The organism is Pseudomonas sp. NPDC089554 (assembly GCF_050280645.1).
Classification (GTDB): domain Bacteria; phylum Pseudomonadota; class Gammaproteobacteria; order Pseudomonadales; family Pseudomonadaceae; genus Aquipseudomonas.
The window spans coordinates 25917-44498 of record NZ_JBNNVR010000037.1 but is presented as its reverse complement, the minus strand read 5'-3'; the positions used below and the strand labels follow the sequence as shown (position 1 = coordinate 44498).

Annotated in this window: 8 protein-coding genes; 4 read left to right on the top strand and 4 right to left on the bottom strand. The window is 66.2% G+C overall.

Going from position 1 to position 18582, the window contains the following annotated elements; all coding sequences use genetic code 11:
* The coding region (locus ACQKPE_RS13360; RefSeq protein WP_427666478.1) for a cbb3-type cytochrome c oxidase subunit I at positions 1 to 913 on the bottom strand (913 nt) is incomplete at its 3' end.
* A gap of 49 nt (positions 914 to 962) precedes the next feature.
* On the opposite strand from ACQKPE_RS13360, the gene ACQKPE_RS13355 reads away from it, so the two are divergent.
* Complete coding sequence (locus ACQKPE_RS13355; protein WP_427666477.1) at positions 963 to 1649, top strand: alpha/beta family hydrolase; 687 nt, start codon at positions 963 to 965, stop codon at positions 1647 to 1649.
* Between the two features lie 45 nt (positions 1650 to 1694).
* Here ACQKPE_RS13355 and ACQKPE_RS13350 read toward each other — a convergent pair whose 3' ends face one another.
* Together ACQKPE_RS13350 and ACQKPE_RS13345 are read right to left on the bottom strand one after the other, a co-directional pair.
* Complete coding sequence (locus tag ACQKPE_RS13350) at positions 1695 to 1979, bottom strand: pyrimidine/purine nucleoside phosphorylase (RefSeq protein WP_427666475.1); 285 nt, start codon at positions 1977 to 1979, stop codon at positions 1695 to 1697.
* Between the two features lie 71 nt (positions 1980 to 2050).
* The gene (locus ACQKPE_RS13345; protein WP_427666473.1) at positions 2051 to 2602 is read right to left on the bottom strand and encodes an exonuclease domain-containing protein; all 552 of its coding nucleotides are present in this window, start codon (positions 2600 to 2602) and stop codon (positions 2051 to 2053) included.
* A gap of 177 nt (positions 2603 to 2779) precedes the next feature.
* On the opposite strand from ACQKPE_RS13345, the gene ACQKPE_RS13340 reads away from it, so the two are divergent.
* The gene (locus ACQKPE_RS13340) at positions 2780 to 3583 is read left to right on the top strand and encodes a substrate-binding periplasmic protein (protein ID WP_427666471.1); all 804 of its coding nucleotides are present in this window, start codon (positions 2780 to 2782) and stop codon (positions 3581 to 3583) included.
* 64 nt (positions 3584 to 3647) lie between these two features.
* Positions 3648 to 4661 carry a GNAT family N-acetyltransferase gene (locus tag ACQKPE_RS13335; protein WP_427666469.1) on the top strand — a complete coding sequence of 338 codons (1014 nt, stop codon included), beginning with the start codon at positions 3648 to 3650 and terminating at the stop codon, positions 4659 to 4661.
* A gap of 69 nt (positions 4662 to 4730) precedes the next feature.
* Here the strand turns inward: ACQKPE_RS13335 and ACQKPE_RS13330 are convergent, their stop codons facing one another.
* Positions 4731 to 5258: an RNA polymerase factor sigma-70 gene (locus tag ACQKPE_RS13330; RefSeq protein WP_427666468.1), complete on the bottom strand. Its 528-nt coding sequence runs from the start codon at positions 5256 to 5258 to the stop codon at positions 4731 to 4733.
* Between the two features lie 359 nt (positions 5259 to 5617).
* Between ACQKPE_RS13330 and ACQKPE_RS13325 the strand changes: the two genes are divergently transcribed.
* Complete coding sequence (locus ACQKPE_RS13325; RefSeq protein WP_427666466.1) at positions 5618 to 18568, top strand: non-ribosomal peptide synthetase; 12951 nt, start codon at positions 5618 to 5620, stop codon at positions 18566 to 18568.
* Positions 18569 to 18582: the final 14 nt, after the last annotated feature.

The following is an 18582-nucleotide window of genomic DNA, read 5'->3' as shown; positions in this document are numbered from 1 at the left end:
TGCAGCTGGACAAGAAGGTCGACAACCTGCCGACCGACTCCACTGCCTCGATCATGCCGCCCCAGCTCGGGGCCAGGAGAATCAGCGACATCACCATGCCCAGCGACTGCGCCCAGTCGGGCAGGGCGGTGTAGTGCAAATGGTGCGGGCCTGCCCAGATGTACAGGGTGATCAGCGCCCAGAAGTGCACGATCGACAGCCGATACGAATACACCGGGCGCTCGGCCTGCTTGGGCACGTAGTAGTACATCATCCCCAGGAAGCCTGCGGTGAGGAAGAAGCCCACCGCGTTGTGGCCGTACCACCACTGCACCATGGCGTCGGTGGCACCGGCATACACCGAATAGGACTTGGTCAGGCTGACCGGCATTTCCAGGTTGTTGACGATATGCAGGATCGCCACGGTGAGGATGAACGCGCCGAAGAACCAGTTGCCCACGTAGATGTGCTTGGTGTTGCGCTTCATCAAGGTGCCGAAGAACACCACGGCGTAGGCCACCCAGACGATGGTGATAAGGATGTCGATCGGCCATTCCAGCTCGGCGTATTCCTTGGAGCTGGTGTAGCCCAGCGGCAGGCTGATGGCCGCCAGGAGGATCACCAGTTGCCAACCCCAGAAAGTGAACGCGGCCAGGCGTGGCGCGAAGAGGGTGGTCTGGCAGGTGCGCTGCACCGAATAATAGGAGGTGGCGAACAAGGCGCAGCCGCCGAACGCGAAGATCACCGCATTGGTATGCAGTGGACGCAGGCGGCCGAAGCTGGTCCAGGGTAGGTCGAAGTTCAGTGATGGCCAGACGAGTTGTGCGGCGATGAATACGCCGAGCCCCATCCCGACGATTCCCCACACCACCGTCATGATGGCGAATTGGCGGACCACCTGGTAGTTGTAGGCGGTACTGCTGGTTGTGTTCATGTATGGGTTCCCATCCACGGTTATAGGCAGGCTAAACAGCGAGGCAAGCATGAGTAATGGGCAAGTGGCCGGTATTGACGGGGATCAATGGGCGCAGGTGGGAAATATCCCAGGCTTGCGCGTCGATCCCCCGCGAACCGAGGGGGAGCAGGGCTATCGCGGTGCCCTGATCCTGGCCCACGGCGCCGGCGCGCCGATGGACAGCGCGTTCATGGACGACATCGCGCAAAGGCTGGCAGGCCTTGGGGTAGGGGTGATCCGCTTCGAATTTCCCTACATGGCCGAGCGGCGTCTAAACGGCGGCAAGCGCCCGCCCAACCCGCAGAAGGTGCTGCTCGAGTGCTGGCGCGAGGTGTACCTGCAGGTGCGACCTTTGGTCGCGGGAACCCTGGCCATTGGCGGTAAGTCCATGGGCGGGCGTATGGCCAGCTTGCTGGCCGATGAACTGGGGGCCGATGCCCTGGTGTGCCTGGGGTATCCGTTCTATGCCGTGGGCAAACCGGAAAAACCTCGGGTCGAGCATTTGGCGGGGTTGCGTACGCGCACGCTGATCGTGCAAGGCGAGCGCGATGCCCTGGGCAATCGCGAGGCGGTGGCGGGGTATGCACTGTCGCCAGCGATCGAGCTGTGCTGGCTGGTGGCAGGGGACCATGACCTCAAGCCGCTGAAGGCTTCAGGGTTCAGTCATGCGCAGCATCTACAGGCGGCGGCGCAGCGGGTGGCGGGGTTTCTGTAGAACGATTACCGGCCTCTTCGCAAAGAGGCCGGTAGCGTCAACCGATCAGTCGACGTACTCGCACAGGTAGGCGGTATCGACCTTCACTTGCAGCTGGAACTTGCTGTCGGCCGGTACATTGAACTGGCTGCCCGCCGCGAAGGTTTCCCAGCTGTCGCTGCCTGGCAGCTTCACGGTCAGGGCGCCCGCGACCACGTGCATGATCTCGCGCTTGGCGGTGCCGAACTCGTATTCGCCTGGGGCCATCACGCCGACGGTGGCCGGGCCATTCTCGCCGCTGAAGCCGATCGACTTGACGGTGCCATCGAAGTATTCGTTGACCTTGAACATGGGGCGACTCCTGAACGGGCTGAAAAAAGGCTGGCCAGTATGCCCAAGGCCCCCGCCTTCGTCATCTGCTTTCAGGCGCTGCCCGCCGGCAGGCTCGACGGTAGCAATCGCGCGGTATTGCGGGCATCGATCAGGGCCCGGTGCTGCTGCCCGGTGAACTGTAACCCGGCCAGTTGCAGGGCGCTGTTCAGCCCGGCCGGACGTTGCAGGTGGCGGGCCTTGGCGAAGCGCTGCTTGAGGTTGATGTGCGGCAGCGTCTCCAGCAGGCTGCGCACCTTGTAGTGCTGCCACTCCTGGAGCAATTGCCTGCGGTCGTAGTCGCCCCAGCTGATCCAGGCCTGCAACTGCTCGCGGTGCTGGCCCAGCCATGGCTCGAATTGCGCCCAGACCTCGGTAAAGGTTGCGGCGCTGTCGACATCGTCCTGGTCGATATGCGTGAGTTCGCGGCAGAACGGCGTCAGTTGTGGCCGCCGCCTTGGCCGCACGAAACGCTGGAAGTGGTCTACCTCGTGGCCCTCGCGGGTCACCAGGCTTGCGCCGATTTCAATGATTTCCATTTCCGTGACAGGCCAGCCGCCTTCATCGGTCGTGGCTTCCAGGTCGATCACCAGCCAATGGCCCATACCAGGCTCCCTTGCAAGACACAGTCACGACAAAGGTAGAGGTTAGCGAATACCTGGCCTGGCGACACCCCCTGGCATTTTGCCTTTATTTTGGCATAACCGGCGGTTGTGCCCTGGCGGGAAAACGCCTAGCTTAGGGTGTTCCAGGTCCGTCCCACCCCGTGACGAGTGTTTGTCTTGACTCCACTGCCCGGCCTCAAGGCCTTTTTCTCCCCGATGCTGCTCGCCGCACTGTGGCTGGCTTCCCCCACCCAGGCCGCTGCGGTGCAGGAAGTCAGGATCGGTGCCGCACATTTTCCGCCCTACACCGTGCGCCCCGAGCAAGGCGCCGACAGCGGCCTGCTGCCACAACTGGCCGAGGCGCTGAACCGCGTGCAGGGCGAGTACCGTTTCGTGCTGGTGCCCACCTCGATTCCTAGGCGTTTCGGCGACTTCCAGCAAGGGCGCACCGACATGGCGATCTTCGAGAACCCGCAGTGGGGCTGGCAGCAGATTCCCCACGTGGCGGTGGACATGGGGCTGGAGGACGCCGAGGTGTTCGTCGCCCACCAGCAGCCGGGGCGTGACCAGCGCTATTTCGACGAGCTGCGCGGCAAGCGCCTGGCGCTGTTCAACGGTTACCACTACGCGTTCGCCAACTTCAATGCCGACCCCCGCTACCTGGCCGAAACCTACCGCGCCACGCTGACCTACTCCCATGACAGCAACCTGTTCATGGTCCAGCGCGGCCGCGCCGACATCGCCCTGGTAACGCGTTCGTACTTGAGCGATTTCCTCCAGCGCAACCCGCAGAGCTCCTCGTTGCTGATGGCCTCCGAGCGTGTCGACCAGGTCTACCACCACTACGCGTTGTTGCGTCCCAACGCGCCGATCAGCGGCCAGGCCTTCGCCACGCTGATGCGCAAGTTGCACGACAACGGCGAGCTGCTGCGGATCTTCCAGCCTTACCAGATCACGGTAGATCCACCCGGCGATGACTAAATTCCCAGGGGCCGGCGACGTTTTTCGAAGTGAGCCATTCCTTCAAATTTCGTGAGCCAAGACCATGCCGTTCGACGTCGCTTCACCGCCCAAGGCCCTGCCACGCTGGCCTAACCTCAGCGCCGACGAGGGCGACCGCCGGCTGACCCTGAGCCTGGATGGCCGCCTGCTGATCCAGGTACTCCTGGTGCCGGCGCAGCCGCTTGAAGTGCACCTGGAGCAACTGTGCCCCGAACGCGGCCCGCAAGGCCTGTGGGCGGCGTGCTACTGGTTGCTGTCCCGCGACCCGGCGCTACAGCGCCTGGCCTGGCACCTGCCGCAAGCGCTGGCGCCCAGCCTTGCCAGCGGCTTGTTGCTGGCCGGCGAGCAGCCCGGCGTATACCTGTGCGAGCGCACCTTGTTCTGGCAACTGCCGCAACCCTGGCTGGGCCAGTCGCCCAGCGGCGCCTACCCGCAGCAGATGCAGATCAGCAACGGCAAGCGCCATCCGCGCCGCGCGCCGAAACCGCGGGGCGAGGTCTACCGGCGTTTCGATGCGCGCCTGGGCGCCTGGGTGTCGTTGCGTACCCTGGAGATCGAGCAGGACCTGGCGCGTTTCAACCGTTGGCAGAACAACCCACGGGTATCGCAGTTCTGGCAGGAGGATGGCAGCCTGGAAAAGCACCGTGAGTACCTGAGTACGCTGGAGGCCGACCCGCACACCCTGACCTTGATCGGCTGCTTCGACGATGAGCCGTTCGCCTACTTCGAGGCCTACTGGGCCAAGGAGGATCGCATCGCGCCGTTCTATCCGGCCGATGACTACGACCGTGGCATTCACATGCTGGTGGGGGAGGAGGGGCATCGCGGCGCGCACAAGGTGGCCAGCTGGCTATCGGCGCTGGTGCACTACCTGTTTCTCGACGACCCGCGCACCCAGCGCGTGGTGGCCGAGCCGCGTGCCGACAACGGCAAGATGATTGGCTACATGCAGGACCAGTGTTTCCACTGCGAGAAGGAATTCGATTTCCCGCACAAGCGCGCGGCATTGATGATTCTGGGGCGGGAGCGGTTCTTCGACCGCTGCAAGCTGGTCTGATACGGCGGCAGCCTTCTGGCTGCGGTGCCTTTGCAGGAGCGGCCTTGTGTCGCTCCCACAGGGGGGGCTTCAGGCGTGCTTGCTCGACTTACGGCAATGAACCAACGCATCCCGAATCATGAAATTGACCAAGGTCGGCGACACCCCCAGCTCCTTGGCAATATCCTTCTGCGGCACACCATGCAACCGATACATCTCGAAGGCATAGCGGGTGCGCGGGGGCAGTTCGTTGAGCGCGTCGGCGATGTGCTCAAGGGTGGCGAGGTTGATATGGGTGGCTTCGGGCGAGGCGTTCTGAATCACCACGTTCATGCCTTCCTCTTCACTACCGGAGTACTTCAGCTCCATGGCTTGCTTGCGGTAGTGGTCGATGGCCAGGTTACGGACGATCTGGAACAGATAGCTGAGCTGGGCCTTGAACGACGAGGTGATCTGCGGCGCGGAACTGAGCCGGAAGTAAGCATCCTGCACCACGTCCTCGGCACGCGAACGGCAGCCGGTGATGCGTGCGGCGATCTTCACCAAAATGCTGCGATTGTCGACGAACGCCTGGAGCAAGGGTGAATCGCACTTACTTGTGGATAGTTGTTCCGCCATGGAAATCACCTTGTGTCTGTGAGGAAAGGAGCATTCCAACCTAGGATGCGTCCTGTGCCGTGCGACAAACTATTCAGAATGATAATGATTGTCAAATACGAAAGTGAGTGAGTCTCTATTCGGGTGAGTTCTAAGCCACCTCGGCAGGCGCTTACATGTCGATACGCTTTTTCTTTGAAGCCTTGAGAAATTTCTGTAGGAGGCGGCACCAAGCATGCCGCCCTCCGACCGCCGGAGGTTTCTAATTATTTCCTCCGCCCATCCGTTCCCCTGTGTACATCCGGCCACCGAGCATCGCCCGCCCCTTGCGCGAGGCCAAGCCCCGGCCCGGCTTCACCAGACACTGGCAGGAACACCCCATGACGGACGCCTTCGAACTCCCGCTCACGCTGGTCCAGGCCCTGGCGCAACGCGCCGCAAGCACCCCGGACCAGGTCGCCCTGCGCTTCCTGGCCGACGACCCTCGCGACCAGGCGGTGCTCAGCTACCGCGAGCTGGACCTGCGTGCCCGCACCATCGCCGCCGCCTTGCAGGCGCGCGCCGATTTCGGCGACCGCGCGGTGCTGTTGTTCCCCAGTGGCCCGGACTACGTCGCGGCGTTCTTCGGCTGCCTGTATGCCGGGGTGATCGCCGTGCCGGCCTACCCGCCGGAGTCTTCGCGCCAGCACCACCAGGAGCGCCTGCTGTCGATCATTGACGATGCCGAACCGCGTTTGCTGCTGACAGTAGAAGCGCTTCGTGACAGTTTGCAGGGCCTCGATGCACTGGCCAGCGAGCACGGCCCGCAGTTGCTCGCTGTCGACGGCCTGGCCGCCAGCCTGGCCGAGGCCTGGCGCGCGCCTGCGCTCGAGGGCCAGCATATTGCGTTCCTGCAATACACCTCCGGCTCCACGGCATTGCCCAAGGGCGTGCAGGTCAGCCATGGCAACCTTGTCGCCAATGAACAGCTGATTCGCCAGGGCTTTGGCATCGACCTGAACCCGGATGACGTGATCGTCAGCTGGCTGCCGCTGTACCACGACATGGGCCTGATCGGCGGCCTGCTGCAACCGATCTTCAGCGGCGTGCCCTGCGTGCTGATGTCGCCAAGCTACTTCCTCGCCCGTCCGCTGCGCTGGTTGCAGGCGATCAGCGAATACGGCGGCACCATCAGCGGCGGCCCGGACTTCGCCTACCGGCTGTGCAGCGAACGGGTCAGCGAGGCGGCCCTGGCTGGGCTCGACCTGAGCCGCTGGCGCGTGGCGTATTCCGGTTCCGAGCCGATCCGCCAGGACAGCCTGGCCAGCTTCGCCGAGAAGTTCGCCGCCGCAGGCTTCCAGGCCAGCAGCTTCTTCGCCAGCTACGGCCTGGCCGAGGCCACCTTGTTCGTCAGCGGCAGCCGCCGTGGCCAGGGCATCGGCGCCCTTGAACTGGACGCCGAGGCCTTCGCCGCCAACCGCGCGCAACCCGGCAAGGGCAGCGTACTGATGAGCTGCGGCTACCCACAGCCCGGCCACGCGGTGCGTATCGTCGAGCCGCAGCGCCTGGAGGTGCTGGGCGACAACCGGGTCGGCGAGATTTGGGCCGGTGGCCCGAGCATCGCCCTGGGCTACTGGCGCAACCCCGAGGCCAGCGCCCGCACCTTCGTCGAGCAGGATGGCCAGACCTGGCTGCGCACCGGTGACCTGGGCTTCATGCGCGAGGGCGAGGTGTTCGTCACCGGGCGCCTGAAGGACATGCTTATCGTGCGCGGGCAGAACCTCTACCCGCAGGACCTGGAGAAAACCCTGGAGCGCGAGGTCGACCTGCTGCGCAAGGGCCGGGTGGCGGTGTTCACCGTGGACGACCAGGGCGAGGAAGGCATCGGCGTGGCGGTGGAGATCAGCCGCAACGTGCAAAAGGCCGTGAAGCCGCAGGAGTTGATCAAGACCCTGCGCCAGGTCATCGCCGACGCTTGCCGCCAGGCCCCGGCGGTGGTGCTGTTGCTCAACCCCGGCGCCTTGCCCAAGACCTCCAGCGGCAAGCTGCAACGCTCGGCCTGCCGCCTGCGCATGAACGACGGCAGCCTGGACTGCTACGCACGCTTCCCCGATGCCCAGGCCAAGACCGCCGAGGCTGTCGCCGATGGCTTGCAAGCACGTATCGCGGCGCTCTGGCGCGAGCTGCTCAAGGTCGAGTCGGTGGCCCCGGACGACCACTTCCTGCTGCTGGGTGGCAACTCCATCGCCGCCACCCAGGTGACCGCGCGGCTGTCCGATGAGCTGGGCGTCAGCTTGAGCCTGCGCACATTGTTCGAATCGCCAACGCTTGCCGACTACAGCGCTGCCGTAGCCACTGCCCTGGCCGAAGGCGGCAGCGGCGCGGGCGTCATCACCGGCCTGGAGCGCGGCCACGCACTGCCCCAGTCGCTGGCGCAGAACCGCCTGTGGCTGCTGTGGCAACTGGAGCCGCAGTCGGCGGCCTACAACATTCCTGCTGGCCTGCACCTGCGTGGCGAGCTGGACGAAACCGCGCTCGAGGCCAGCTTCCAGGCCCTGGTGGCACGTCATGAGTTGCTGCGCACGGTGTTCAGCGAAGTCGATGGCCAAGCCATGCAGCAGGTGTTGCCATCCCAGCCCTTCACCCTGCAACGCATCGACGTGGAAGGCCTGGACGTGGCCGAAGTCGGCGCCCGCCGTGAGTACGAGGCGCAAAAACCGTTCGACCTGCGCGAAGGCCCGCTGCTGCGGGTGACCCTGGCGCGCCTGGACGACGAAGAGCATCAGCTGTGGGTGACCCTGCACCATATCGTCGCCGACGGCTGGTCGCTGAACATCCTGCTCGATGAATTCGCGCGCCTCTATGCCGCCCATTGCCAGGGCCAGCAGGCCAACCTGGCGCCGCTGACCCTGGGCTATGCCGACTATGGCGTCTGGCAGCGCCAGTGGCTGGCCGAAGGCGAAGCCACCCGCCAACTCGACTATTGGAAAGCCCAGCTGGGCAATGAACGGCCTGTGCTCGACCTGCACACCGACCAGCCGCGCTCTGCCCAGCACGAAAAACGTGCTGCACGCCTGCACCTGAAGGTGCCGAGCAAGCTGTCCGAGGCCCTGCGCGGCCTTGCCCACGAGCAGCAGGCCAGCCTGTTCATGGTACTGCTGGCCGGCTGGCAAGGCCTGCTGCATCGCTACACAGGCCAGGCCGAGATCCGCGTCGGCGTGCCCAACGCCAACCGCCCGCGCCTGGAAACCCAAGGGCTGGTCGGTTTCTTCATCAACACCCAGGTGCTGCGCGCCGAGCTTCATGGGCGCCTGCCGTTCGACCAACTGCTGGCCCAGGTGCGCAGCGCCACCCTCGGCGCCCAGGCGCACCAGGACCTGCCCTTCGAACAACTGCTCGAAGCGCTGCCCGAGGCCCGCGAGCAGGGCCTGTTCCAAGTCATGTTCAACCACCAGCAGCGCGACTTGTCTGCCCTGCGGCGCCTGCCGGGCCTGCTCGCCGAAGAGCTGCCGTGGCACAGCCGCGAAGCCAAGTTCGACCTGCAACTGCATAGTGAAGAGGACCACCAGGGCCGCCTGAGCCTGGCCTTCGACTACGCCGCCGAGCTGTTCGAGGCAGCAACCGTCAAGCGCCTGGCCAACCACTTGCTGGCACTGCTCGAACAGGTGTGCGCCGCGCCGCAGCTTATGCTGGGTGATGTGCAACTGCTCGACGCCCAAGGCCGTGAGCAGCTGCTGGCCTGGGGCCAGGCCCCTGCACCCGCTGCACCACGGCTGCTGGTCGAGCAACTGAACGAACAGGCCCGCCGCACGCCCGAGCGGACTGCGCTGATGTGGGAAGGCGGCCAGTACGACTACGCCACCCTGCACCAGCAGGCCAACCGACTGGCCCACTACCTGCGTGACAAGGGCGTCGGCCCGGACACCTGCGTGGCCATCGCCGTGGAGCGTTCGCCACAGCTGCTGGTTGGCCTGCTGGCCATTCTCAAGGCCGGTGGCGCCTATGTGCCGCTGGACGTCGACTACCCGGCCGAGCGCCTGGCCTTCATGCTCGCCGATTGCGGCGCCAGCCTGCTGCTCAGCCACAGCACGCTGCTCGAGCGCCTGCCGCAGGTGCCGGGCATCAGCAGCATCGCCCTCGACCAACTGCACCTGGACAGCTGGCCGAGCCAGCCCCCCGGCTTGCACCTCGATGGCGACAACCTGGCCTACGTGATCTACACCTCCGGCTCCACCGGCCAGCCCAAGGGCGTGGGCAACACCCACGCGGCCCTGGCCGAGCGCCTGCAATGGATGCAGGCCAGCTATGCGCTGGAGGCCAGCGATGTGCTGATGCAGAAGGCGCCGATCAGCTTCGACGTGTCGGTGTGGGAGTGCTTCTGGCCGCTGGTCACCGGCTGCCAGCTGGTGCTGGCCGGCCCCGGCGAGCACCGCGACCCCAAGCGTATCGCCGAGCTGGTACAGCAATACCAGGTGACCACGCTGCACTTCGTGCCGCCGCTGTTGCAGGTGTTCGTCGACGAGCCCCTGGCGGCTGGTTGCACCAGCCTGCGCCGCTTGTTCTCTGGCGGCGAGGCGCTGCCGGCCAGCCTGCGTGAGCGCACCTTGCAACTGCTGCCACAGGTTCAACTGCATAACCGCTATGGCCCGACCGAAACCGCCATCAACGTCACCCATTGGCATTGCCGCAGCGAAGACGGCGAGCGCTCGCCGATCGGCCGTCCGCTGGGCAACGTGCTGTGCCGGGTGCTGGATGACGAATTCGAACTGAGCGTGCCTGGCGTACCGGGCGAGCTGTGCCTGGGTGGCGCGGGCCTGGCCCGTGGCTACCTGGGCCGACCAGGGCTGACTGCCGAACGCTTCGTGCCCCAGCCCGATGGCAATGGCCAGCGCCTGTACCGCAGCGGCGACCGCGCACGCTGGCTGGCGCGCGATGAGGCGTTGGAATACCTCGGTCGCCTCGACCAGCAGGTCAAGGTGCGGGGTTTCCGCGTCGAGCCCGAGGAAGTGCAAGCCGCGCTGCTGGCCCAGCCGGGCGTCGAGCAGGCGCTGGTGCTGATTCACAAGGATGCCGTCGGCGCCCAGTTGGTTGGCTACTACAGCGGTGTCGAGCAGACCGACGCGCTGCTGGCAACCCTGGCCGCGCAACTGCCGGCCTACATGGTGCCCGCGCAGTTGATCCACCTGGCGCAGATGCCCCTGGGCCCGAGCGGCAAGGTCGACCGCAAGGCCCTGCCGGCGCCGACCTGGCAACAGCGTGAACACGTCGAGCCGCAGAGCGAACTGCAACGTCAGGTCGCGGCGATCTGGCGCGAGGTGCTGAACCTGCCGCAGGTTGGCTTGAACGATGACTTCTTCGCCCTCGGCGGCCACTCGCTGCTGGCCACCCAGATCGTCTCACGCACCCGCCAGGCCTGCGATGTAGAACTGCCGCTCAAGGCCTTGTTCGAAGCCAGCGAACTGGGCGCCTTCTGCGCTGAGATCGTGCGTCTTCGCGACAGCGGCGAGCGTAACCTGCAAGGCCAGATCGCCCGGGTCGACCGCCGCCAGGCAGTGCCGCTGTCGCACTCCCAGCAGCGTATGTGGGTCCTTTGGCAGATGGAGCCCGGCAGCCCGGCGTATAACGTCGGCGGCATGGCGCGCCTGCAAGGCACGCTGCATGTCGATGCCTTCGAGCGCGCCTTGCAGGCATTGGTAGTACGCCACGAAACCCTGCGCACCACCTTTCCGAGCATCGACGGCGTGCCTTACCAGTGCGTGGCCGACGACAGCCCCGTGCACCTGGCCTGGCACGACTTCAGCCACCACCCCGCCGAAACCCGCCAGCAACGCCTGCAACAGCTGGCCGACGAGCAGGCGCACCAAGCCTTCGACCTGGAGCGCGGCCCGTTGCTGCGTGCTTGCCTGGTCAAGGCCGACGAGCGCGAACACTACTTCGTACTGACCCTGCACCATATCGTCACCGAAGGCTGGGCCATGGACATCTTCGCCCGCGAGCTGGGCGAGCTGTACGAAGCCTTCGTCGATGAGCGCGAGTCGCCGCTGGCGCCGCTGCCGGTGCAGTACCTGGACTACAGCGTATGGCAACGCCAGTGGCTGGAGGGTGGTGAGGGCGCACGCCAGCTGGCCTACTGGAAAGCCCGCCTGGGCGACGAGCACCCGGTGCTGGCCTTGCCCAGCGACCGGCCACGCCCGGCAGTACAGAGCCACCGCGGCGAGCTGTACCGCTTCGACCTCGACCCGGCCCTGGTCAAGCGCGTGCATGCCTTCAACAGCCAGCGCGGCCTGACCCTGTTCATGACCATGACCGCCACCCTGGCCGCCTTGCTGCACCGCTACAGCGGCCAGCGCGACCTGCGTATCGGCGCGCCGGTGGCCAACCGTATCCGCCCGGAAAGCGAAGGGCTGATCGGCGCCTTCCTCAACACCCAGGTGCTGCGCTGCGAGCTGGATGGGCAGATGCGTGGCGCCGAGCTGCTCGAGCAGGTGCGCCAGGCCGCCATCGAAGGCCAGTCGCACCAGGACCTGCCGTTCGACCAGCTGGTCGAGGCCCTGCAACCGCCGCGCTCCAGCGCCTACAACCCGCTGTTCCAGGTGATGTGCAACGTGCAGCGCTGGGCCTTCCAGCAAAGCCGCAGCCTGGCCGGCATGCAGGTGGACTACCTGGTCAACGACGCCAGCGCCACCAAGTTCGACCTGTACCTGGAAGTCACCGACCTCGACGGCCGCCTGGGCTGCTGCCTGACCTACAGCCGCGACCTGTTCGACGAGCCGCGCATCGCGCGCATGGCCGAGCACTGGCAGCAGTTGCTGGTGGGCCTGCTCGACGACCCGCAGCAGCGCCTGTGCGAATTGCCGATGCTCAGCAGCGCCGAGCAGCAGGTGTTGGTCGGCCAGCTGCAGGGTGAGCAGGACTTCGAGCTCGACCAGACCCTGCATGGCCTGTTCGCCGCCCAGGTCGAACGCAGCCCCGAGGCCCTGGCGCTGACCTTCGCCGGCCAGCACCTGAGCTATGCCGAGCTGGACCAACAAGCCAACCGCCTGGCCCGCGCCCTGCGCGAGCGGGGTGTTGGCCCGCAGGTAAGGGTGGGCCTGGCGCTGGAGCGTTCGCTGGAAATGGTGGTGGGCCTTTTGGCCATTCTCAAGGCCGGTGGCGCCTACGTGCCGCTGGACCCGGAATACCCCCTCGACCGCCTGCGCTACATGATCGAGGACAGCCGCCTGGGCCTGCTGATCGGCCAGCGTACGCTGCTCGACACCTTGGGCAAACTGCCAGCGGGCGTGGCCAGTTGGTGCCTGGAGGACGACGCAGCAACGCTGTCGGCCTGCAGCGACGCGCCTCTGGACAACCTCAACCTGCCGCAGCACCCGGCGTACCTGATCTACACCTCCGGCTCCACCGGCAAGCCCAAGGGCGTGGTAGTCAGCCATGGCGAAATAGCCATGCACTGCCAGGCGGTAATCGCCGACTTCGGCATGCGCAGCGATGACTGCGAGCTGCACTTCTATTCGATCAACTTCGACGCTGCCAGCGAACGTCTGCTGACGCCGCTGCTGTGCGGTGCCCGCGTGGTGCTGCGTGGCCAGGGTCAATGGGGCGCGGAAGAAATCTGCCAGCTGGTGCGCGAGCAGCAGGTGAGCATCCTTGGTTTCACCCCCAGCTACGGCAGCCAGTTGGCCCAGTACCTGGCGGGGCGCGGCGAGCAGTTGCCGGTGCGCCTGGTGATTACCGGTGGCGAGGCGCTGACCGGCGAGCACCTGCAACGTATCCGCGAAGCCTTCGCGCCGCAGCAGTTCATCAACGCCTACGGCCCGACCGAAACCGTGGTAATGCCGCTGGCCTGCCTGGCCCCCGAGACGCTGCCCGAGGACGCCGGCAGCGTGCCGATCGGCCGGGTGATCGGCGCCCGCACCGCCTACATCCTCGACGACGACCTGGCGCTGCTGCCCCAGGGCGGTATCGGCGAGCTGTATATCGGCGGCGCTGGCTTGGCCCAGGGTTACCACGACCGCCCAGGGCTGAGCGCCGAGCGCTTCGTCGCCGACCCGTTCAGCCACACCGGTGGCCGCCTGTACCGCACCGGCGACCTGGTGCGCCTGCGTACCGATGGCCTGGTGGAGTACATCGGCCGTGCCGACCAGCAGGTGAAGATTCGCGGTTTCCGCATCGAGCTGGGTGAAATCGAAAGCCGCTTGCAAGAGCATGCCGAAGTCACCGAAGCGGTTGTGGTGGCGCTCGACCTGCCAGGTGGCAAGCAGCTCGTCGGCTACCTGGTGTGTGCCCAGGCAGGCGCCGCTGCCAGCGCCCAGGCGCTGCTGCGCGATGCGGTGAAAGCCCACGCCCGCCAGCACCTGCCGGACTACATGGTGCCGGCGCACCTGGTGCTGCTCGAGCGCCTGCCGCTGATGGGCAACGGCAAGCTCGACCGGCGCGCCTTGCCCGCGCCGGACCTGGAGCAGGCGCGCCAGCATTACCAGGCCCCGACCAACGCGGTGGAAGAACACCTGGCGCAGGTCTGGCGCGAGGTGCTGAACGTTTCGCGCGTCGGCGTGCAGGACAACTTCTTCGAACTGGGTGGCGACTCGATCCTGTCGATCCAGGTGGTTAGCCGCGCGCGTCAGCTGGGCTTGCAGTTCACCCCGCGCGATTTGTTCCAGCACCAGACCATCCAGACCCTGGCAGCAGTCGTGCGCCAGGAGGCCGCGCCAAGCGGCGTCGAGCAGGGTGCTCGCACAGGTAGCGTCGGGCTGACGCCGATCCAGCACTGGTTCTTCGACAGTGACGTGGTGCAACCGCAGCACTGGAACCAGGCCGTGCTGCTGCAACTGCGCCAACCGGTGCAGGCCACCGAACTGGAGCGTGCCCTGGATGCACTGGTACAGCACCACGACAGCCTGCGCCTGCGTTTCACCCAGGTGGCTGGCCGCTGGCAGGGCGACTACGACCAGCCGGGCGCGCAGCCGTTGCTGTGGAGCGCGACGGTCGCCGACCTCGACGATTGCCAGGCGCTGTACACCGATGTGCAGCGCAGCCTCGACCTGGCAGAAGGCCCACTGCTGCGTGGCCTGCTGGTCAGCGACGGCCAGGGTGAGCAGCGCCTGCTGCTGGCGATTCACCACCTGGTAGTCGATGGCGTCTCCTGGCGGGTATTGCTCGAAGACCTGCAAGCGCTGTACCGCGGCGAAAGCCTGGCCGCCAAGACCCACGCCATGGGCGACTGGGCCGCACGCCTGGCCAGCTATGCAGGCAGCGATTCGTTGCGTGACGAGCTGGGCTGGTGGGAAGACCAGTTGGCCAGCGTGCAGCACGAGCTGCCCTGCGACCACCCGCAAGGTGGCAACCTGCACCGCCACGCCCACACCCTGGCCATCGACCTGGATGTGGCGCAGACCCGGCAACTGCTGCAACAGGCGCCAGCGGCCTACCACACCCAGGTCAACGACCTGCTGCTGACCGCGCTGGCCCGCACCCTGGGGCAGTGGAGTGGCCACGGCGATGTGCTGGTGCAACTGGAAGGCCATGGCCGCGAGGAACTGTTCGAAGACATCGACCTGACCCGCAGCGTCGGCTGGTTCACCAATGCCTACCCGCTGCGCCTGAGCCCGGTGGCCGGTGACGACGATGCAGCCCGCGCCGCCTCAATCAAAGGCATCAAGGAGCAACTGCGCCAGGTGCCGCACAAGGGCCTGGGCCATGGCGTGCTGCGCTACCTGGCCGACAGCGCCGGGCGCGAGCGCATGGCTGCGTTGCCCCAGGCACGCATCACCTTCAACTACCTGGGTCAGTTCGACCAACAGTTTGACGCCAAGGCGCTGTTCCAGCCGCTCGATGCACCTACCGGCCTTGCCCATGACCTGGACGCGCCGCTGCCCAACTGGCTCAGTGTCGATGGCCAGGTGTATGGCGGCGCCTTGCAACTGCGTTTCACCTTCAGCACCGATCGCTACGCCGTGGCGACCATCGACGCCCTGGCCGAGGCCTATCGCCGCGAGTTGTTGGCGCTGGTCGAACATTGCCTGGCCGAGGGTAACGGTAGCTTCACGCCCTCGGACTTCCCGCTGGCGCAACTGACCCAGGAGCAGATCGATGCCTTGCCGGTACCCGCCGCGCAGATCGAGGACGTCTACCCGCTGACGCCGATGCAGGAGGGTTTGCTGCTGCACACGCTGCTGGAACCTGGCACCGGCATCTACTACATGCAGGACCGCTACCGCATCAACAGCGCCCTCGACCCACAGCGCTTCACCGCTGCCTGGCAGGCCGTGGTCGCCCGCCACGAGGCCCTGCGCGCCTCGTTCAGTTGGAATGCCGGCGAGGCGATGCTGCAGATCATCCACAAACCGGGCAACACGCCGGTGGACTACCAGGACTGGCGCGAGCTTGACGACACCGCCCAGGAAGCGCGCCTGCAAGCGTTGCACAAGGCCGAGCGCGAGGCCGGTTTCGAGCTGTTGCGCGAGGCGCCGTTCCACCTGCGCCTGGTGCGGGTGGCCGACGAGCGCTACTGGTTCATGATGAGCAACCACCACATCCTGATCGATGCCTGGTGCCGCTCGTTGCTGATGAACGACTTCTTCGAGCTGTACCAGGCCCTGGGCGAAGGCCGCCAGGCGCAACTGCCGGTGCCGCCGCGTTATCGCGACTACATTGGCTGGCTGCAACGCCAGGACCTCAACGAAGCGCGTGGCTGGTGGCAGGCCAACCTGGCCGGTTTCGAGCGCGCCACGGCGATCCCAAGCGATCGTCCGTTGCGCCACGACCACGTAGGCGACGGCATGGTGGTCGGCGATTGCTACACGCGCCTTGAGGTGAGCGATGGCGTTCGCCTGCGAGAGCTGGCGCAAGCTCACCAGCTGACCATCAACACCTTCGCCCAGGCGGCCTGGGCCTTGGTGCTGGCGCGCTACAGCGGCGAGCGCGACGTAGTGTTCGGCGTCACCGTGGCCGGGCGCCCGGTGAGCCTGCCGCAGATGCAGCGCACGGTCGGGCTGTTCATCAACAGCATTGCCCTGCGTGTGCAACTACCCGAGGCGGGGCAGGGCACGAGCGTGCGCCAGTGGTTGCAAGGCTTGCTGGACCGCAACATGCAACTGCGTGAATACGAGTACCTGCCGTTGGTGGCGATCCAGGAGTGCAGTGAACTGCCCAAGGGCCAGGCGCTGTTCGACAGCCTGTTCGTGTTCGAGAACGCCCCGGTGGAAACCGCCGTGCTCGACCATGCCCAGCACCTGAATGCCAGCTCCGACTCGGGCCGTACCCACACCAACTTCCCGCTGACCGCCGTGTGCTACCCGGGCGACGACCTCGGCCTGCACCTGTCGTTCGACCAGCGCTACTTCGACTACCCGACCGTCGAGCGGCTGCTGGCGCAGTTCAAGCGCCTGCTGCTGGCGCTGGTGGAGGGGTTCGAGGGTGACGTGGCCGAGTTGCCCTTGCTGGGCGCCGAGGAACAACGCTTCCTGCTCGAGGACTGCAACCGTACCGAACATGCCTACAGCCTGGAGCAGAGCTACGTGGCGCTGTTCGAAGCACGGGTCGCGGCGCACCCCGAGCGTATCGTCGCCCGCTGCCAGGAGGCGTCGTTCGACTACGCCGGGCTGAATCTCGCGGCCAACCGCCTGGGGCATGCATTGGCGGCGGCGGGGGTGGCGGTCGACCAGCCGGTGGCCTTGCTCGCCGAGCGTGGCTTGCCGCTGCTGGGCATGATCGTCGGCAGCTTCAAGGCAGGTGCGGGCTACCTGCCGCTGGACCCCGGCCTGCCGAGCGCACGCCTGCAACGTATCGTCGAGCTGAGCCGCACGCCGGTACTGGTGTGCAGCGCCGCGACGGCCCAGCAAGGGCGCCAGTTGCTCGACGAGCTCGGCGGCATCGTGCGGCCCAAGCTGCTGGTGTGGGAGGACGTGCAGGCCAGCAACGTGGCCAGCGGTAACCCCGGCATCCACAGTGCGCCGGACAACCTGGCCTACGTGATCTACACCTCGGGCTCCACCGGGCTACCCAAGGGGGTGATGGTCGAGCAGCGCGGCATGCTCAACAACCAGTTGAGCAAGGTGCCGTACCTTACGCTGGACGAGCAGGACGTGATTGCCCAGACCGCCTCGCAGAGCTTCGACATTTCGGTGTGGCAGTTCCTCGCAGCGCCCTTGTTCGGTGCCCGCGTGGAGATCGTGCCGAACGCCATCGCCCATGATCCGCAAGGGTTGCTGGCGCACGTGCAGGCCACCGGCATCACCGTGCTGGAAAGCGTGCCGTCGTTGATCCAGGGCATGCTGGCCAACGATCACCAGGCGCTGGATGGCCTGCGCTGGATGCTGCCGACCGGCGAGGCGATGCCGCCGGAGCTGGCTGCGCAGTGGTTGCAGCGTTACCCCAGGATTGGCCTGGTGAATGCCTACGGCCCGGCGGAGTGCTCGGACGACGTGGCGTTCTTCCGCGTCGATGCCGAGTCGACCCAGGGGAGCTACCTGCCGATCGGCACGCCGACCGACAACAACCGCCTGTACCTGTATGGCGAGGATCAAACTTTGGTGCCGCTGGGCGCGGTGGGTGAGCTGTGCGTGGCAGGCACCGGAGTTGGGCGTGGCTATGTCGGCGACCCGGTGCGTACCGCGCTGGCGTTCATCCCGCACCCCCACGGCGCGCCGGGCGAGCGCCTGTACCGCACCGGCGACCTGGCCCGTCGGCGCCCGGATGGTGTGCTCGAATACGTCGGGCGTATCGACCACCAGGTGAAGATTCGTGGCTACCGCATCGAGTTGGGCGAGATCGAAGCACGCCTGCACGAGCAGCCAGAGCTTCGCGATGCTGCCGTAGGTGTGCAGGAGGGGGTCAATGGCAAGCACCTGGTCGGCTACCTGGTCGCGCACCAGGGCGTGGACACCGCCAGCGACCTGCTCGACCAGCTCAAGCAGCGCCTGCGTGCAGAGCTTCCGGAGTACATGGTGCCGCTGCACTGGGGCTGGTTCGACAAACTGCCGCACAACGCCAACGGCAAGCTCGACCGCAAGGCGCTGCCGGCCATCGAGATCGGTGGCCAGCACAGCCAGGCGTACCTTGCGCCGCGCAATGAGCTGGAACAGACCCTGGCCGGTATCTGGGCCGATGTGCTCAAGGCCGAGCGGGTAGGGGTGCGCGACAACTTCTTCGAACTGGGCGGGCATTCGCTACTGGCCACGCAAATTGCCTCGCGGGTGCAGAAGCGCCTGCAACTGAACGTGCCGCTGCGGGCGATGTTCGAGTGCAGCACGGTGGAGGAGTTGGCGGAGTATGTGCAGGGGTTGCAGGGGAGTGCGTTGGACGAGGAGAAGGTCGACCGGTTGAGTGACCTGATGGCGGAGTTGGAGGGGCTTTGATCTGACGAGGGGCG

What these genes read in the sequence shown, in the direction of transcription:
- ACQKPE_RS13325 (WP_427666466.1), top strand. Translation starts at nt 5,618, where the DNA reads ATGACGGACGCCTTCGAACTCCCGCTCACGCTGGTCCAGGCCCTGGCG.
- ACQKPE_RS13355 (WP_427666477.1), top strand. Translation starts at nt 963, where the DNA reads ATGAGTAATGGGCAAGTGGCCGGTATTGACGGGGATCAATGGGCGCAG.
- ACQKPE_RS13330 (WP_427666468.1), bottom strand. Translation starts at nt 5,258, where the DNA reads ATGGCGGAACAACTATCCACAAGTAAGTGCGATTCACCCTTGCTCCAG.
- ACQKPE_RS13345 (WP_427666473.1), bottom strand. Translation starts at nt 2,602, where the DNA reads ATGGGCCATTGGCTGGTGATCGACCTGGAAGCCACGACCGATGAAGGC.
- ACQKPE_RS13350 (WP_427666475.1), bottom strand. Translation starts at nt 1,979, where the DNA reads ATGTTCAAGGTCAACGAATACTTCGATGGCACCGTCAAGTCGATCGGC.
- ACQKPE_RS13335 (WP_427666469.1), top strand. Translation starts at nt 3,648, where the DNA reads ATGCCGTTCGACGTCGCTTCACCGCCCAAGGCCCTGCCACGCTGGCCT.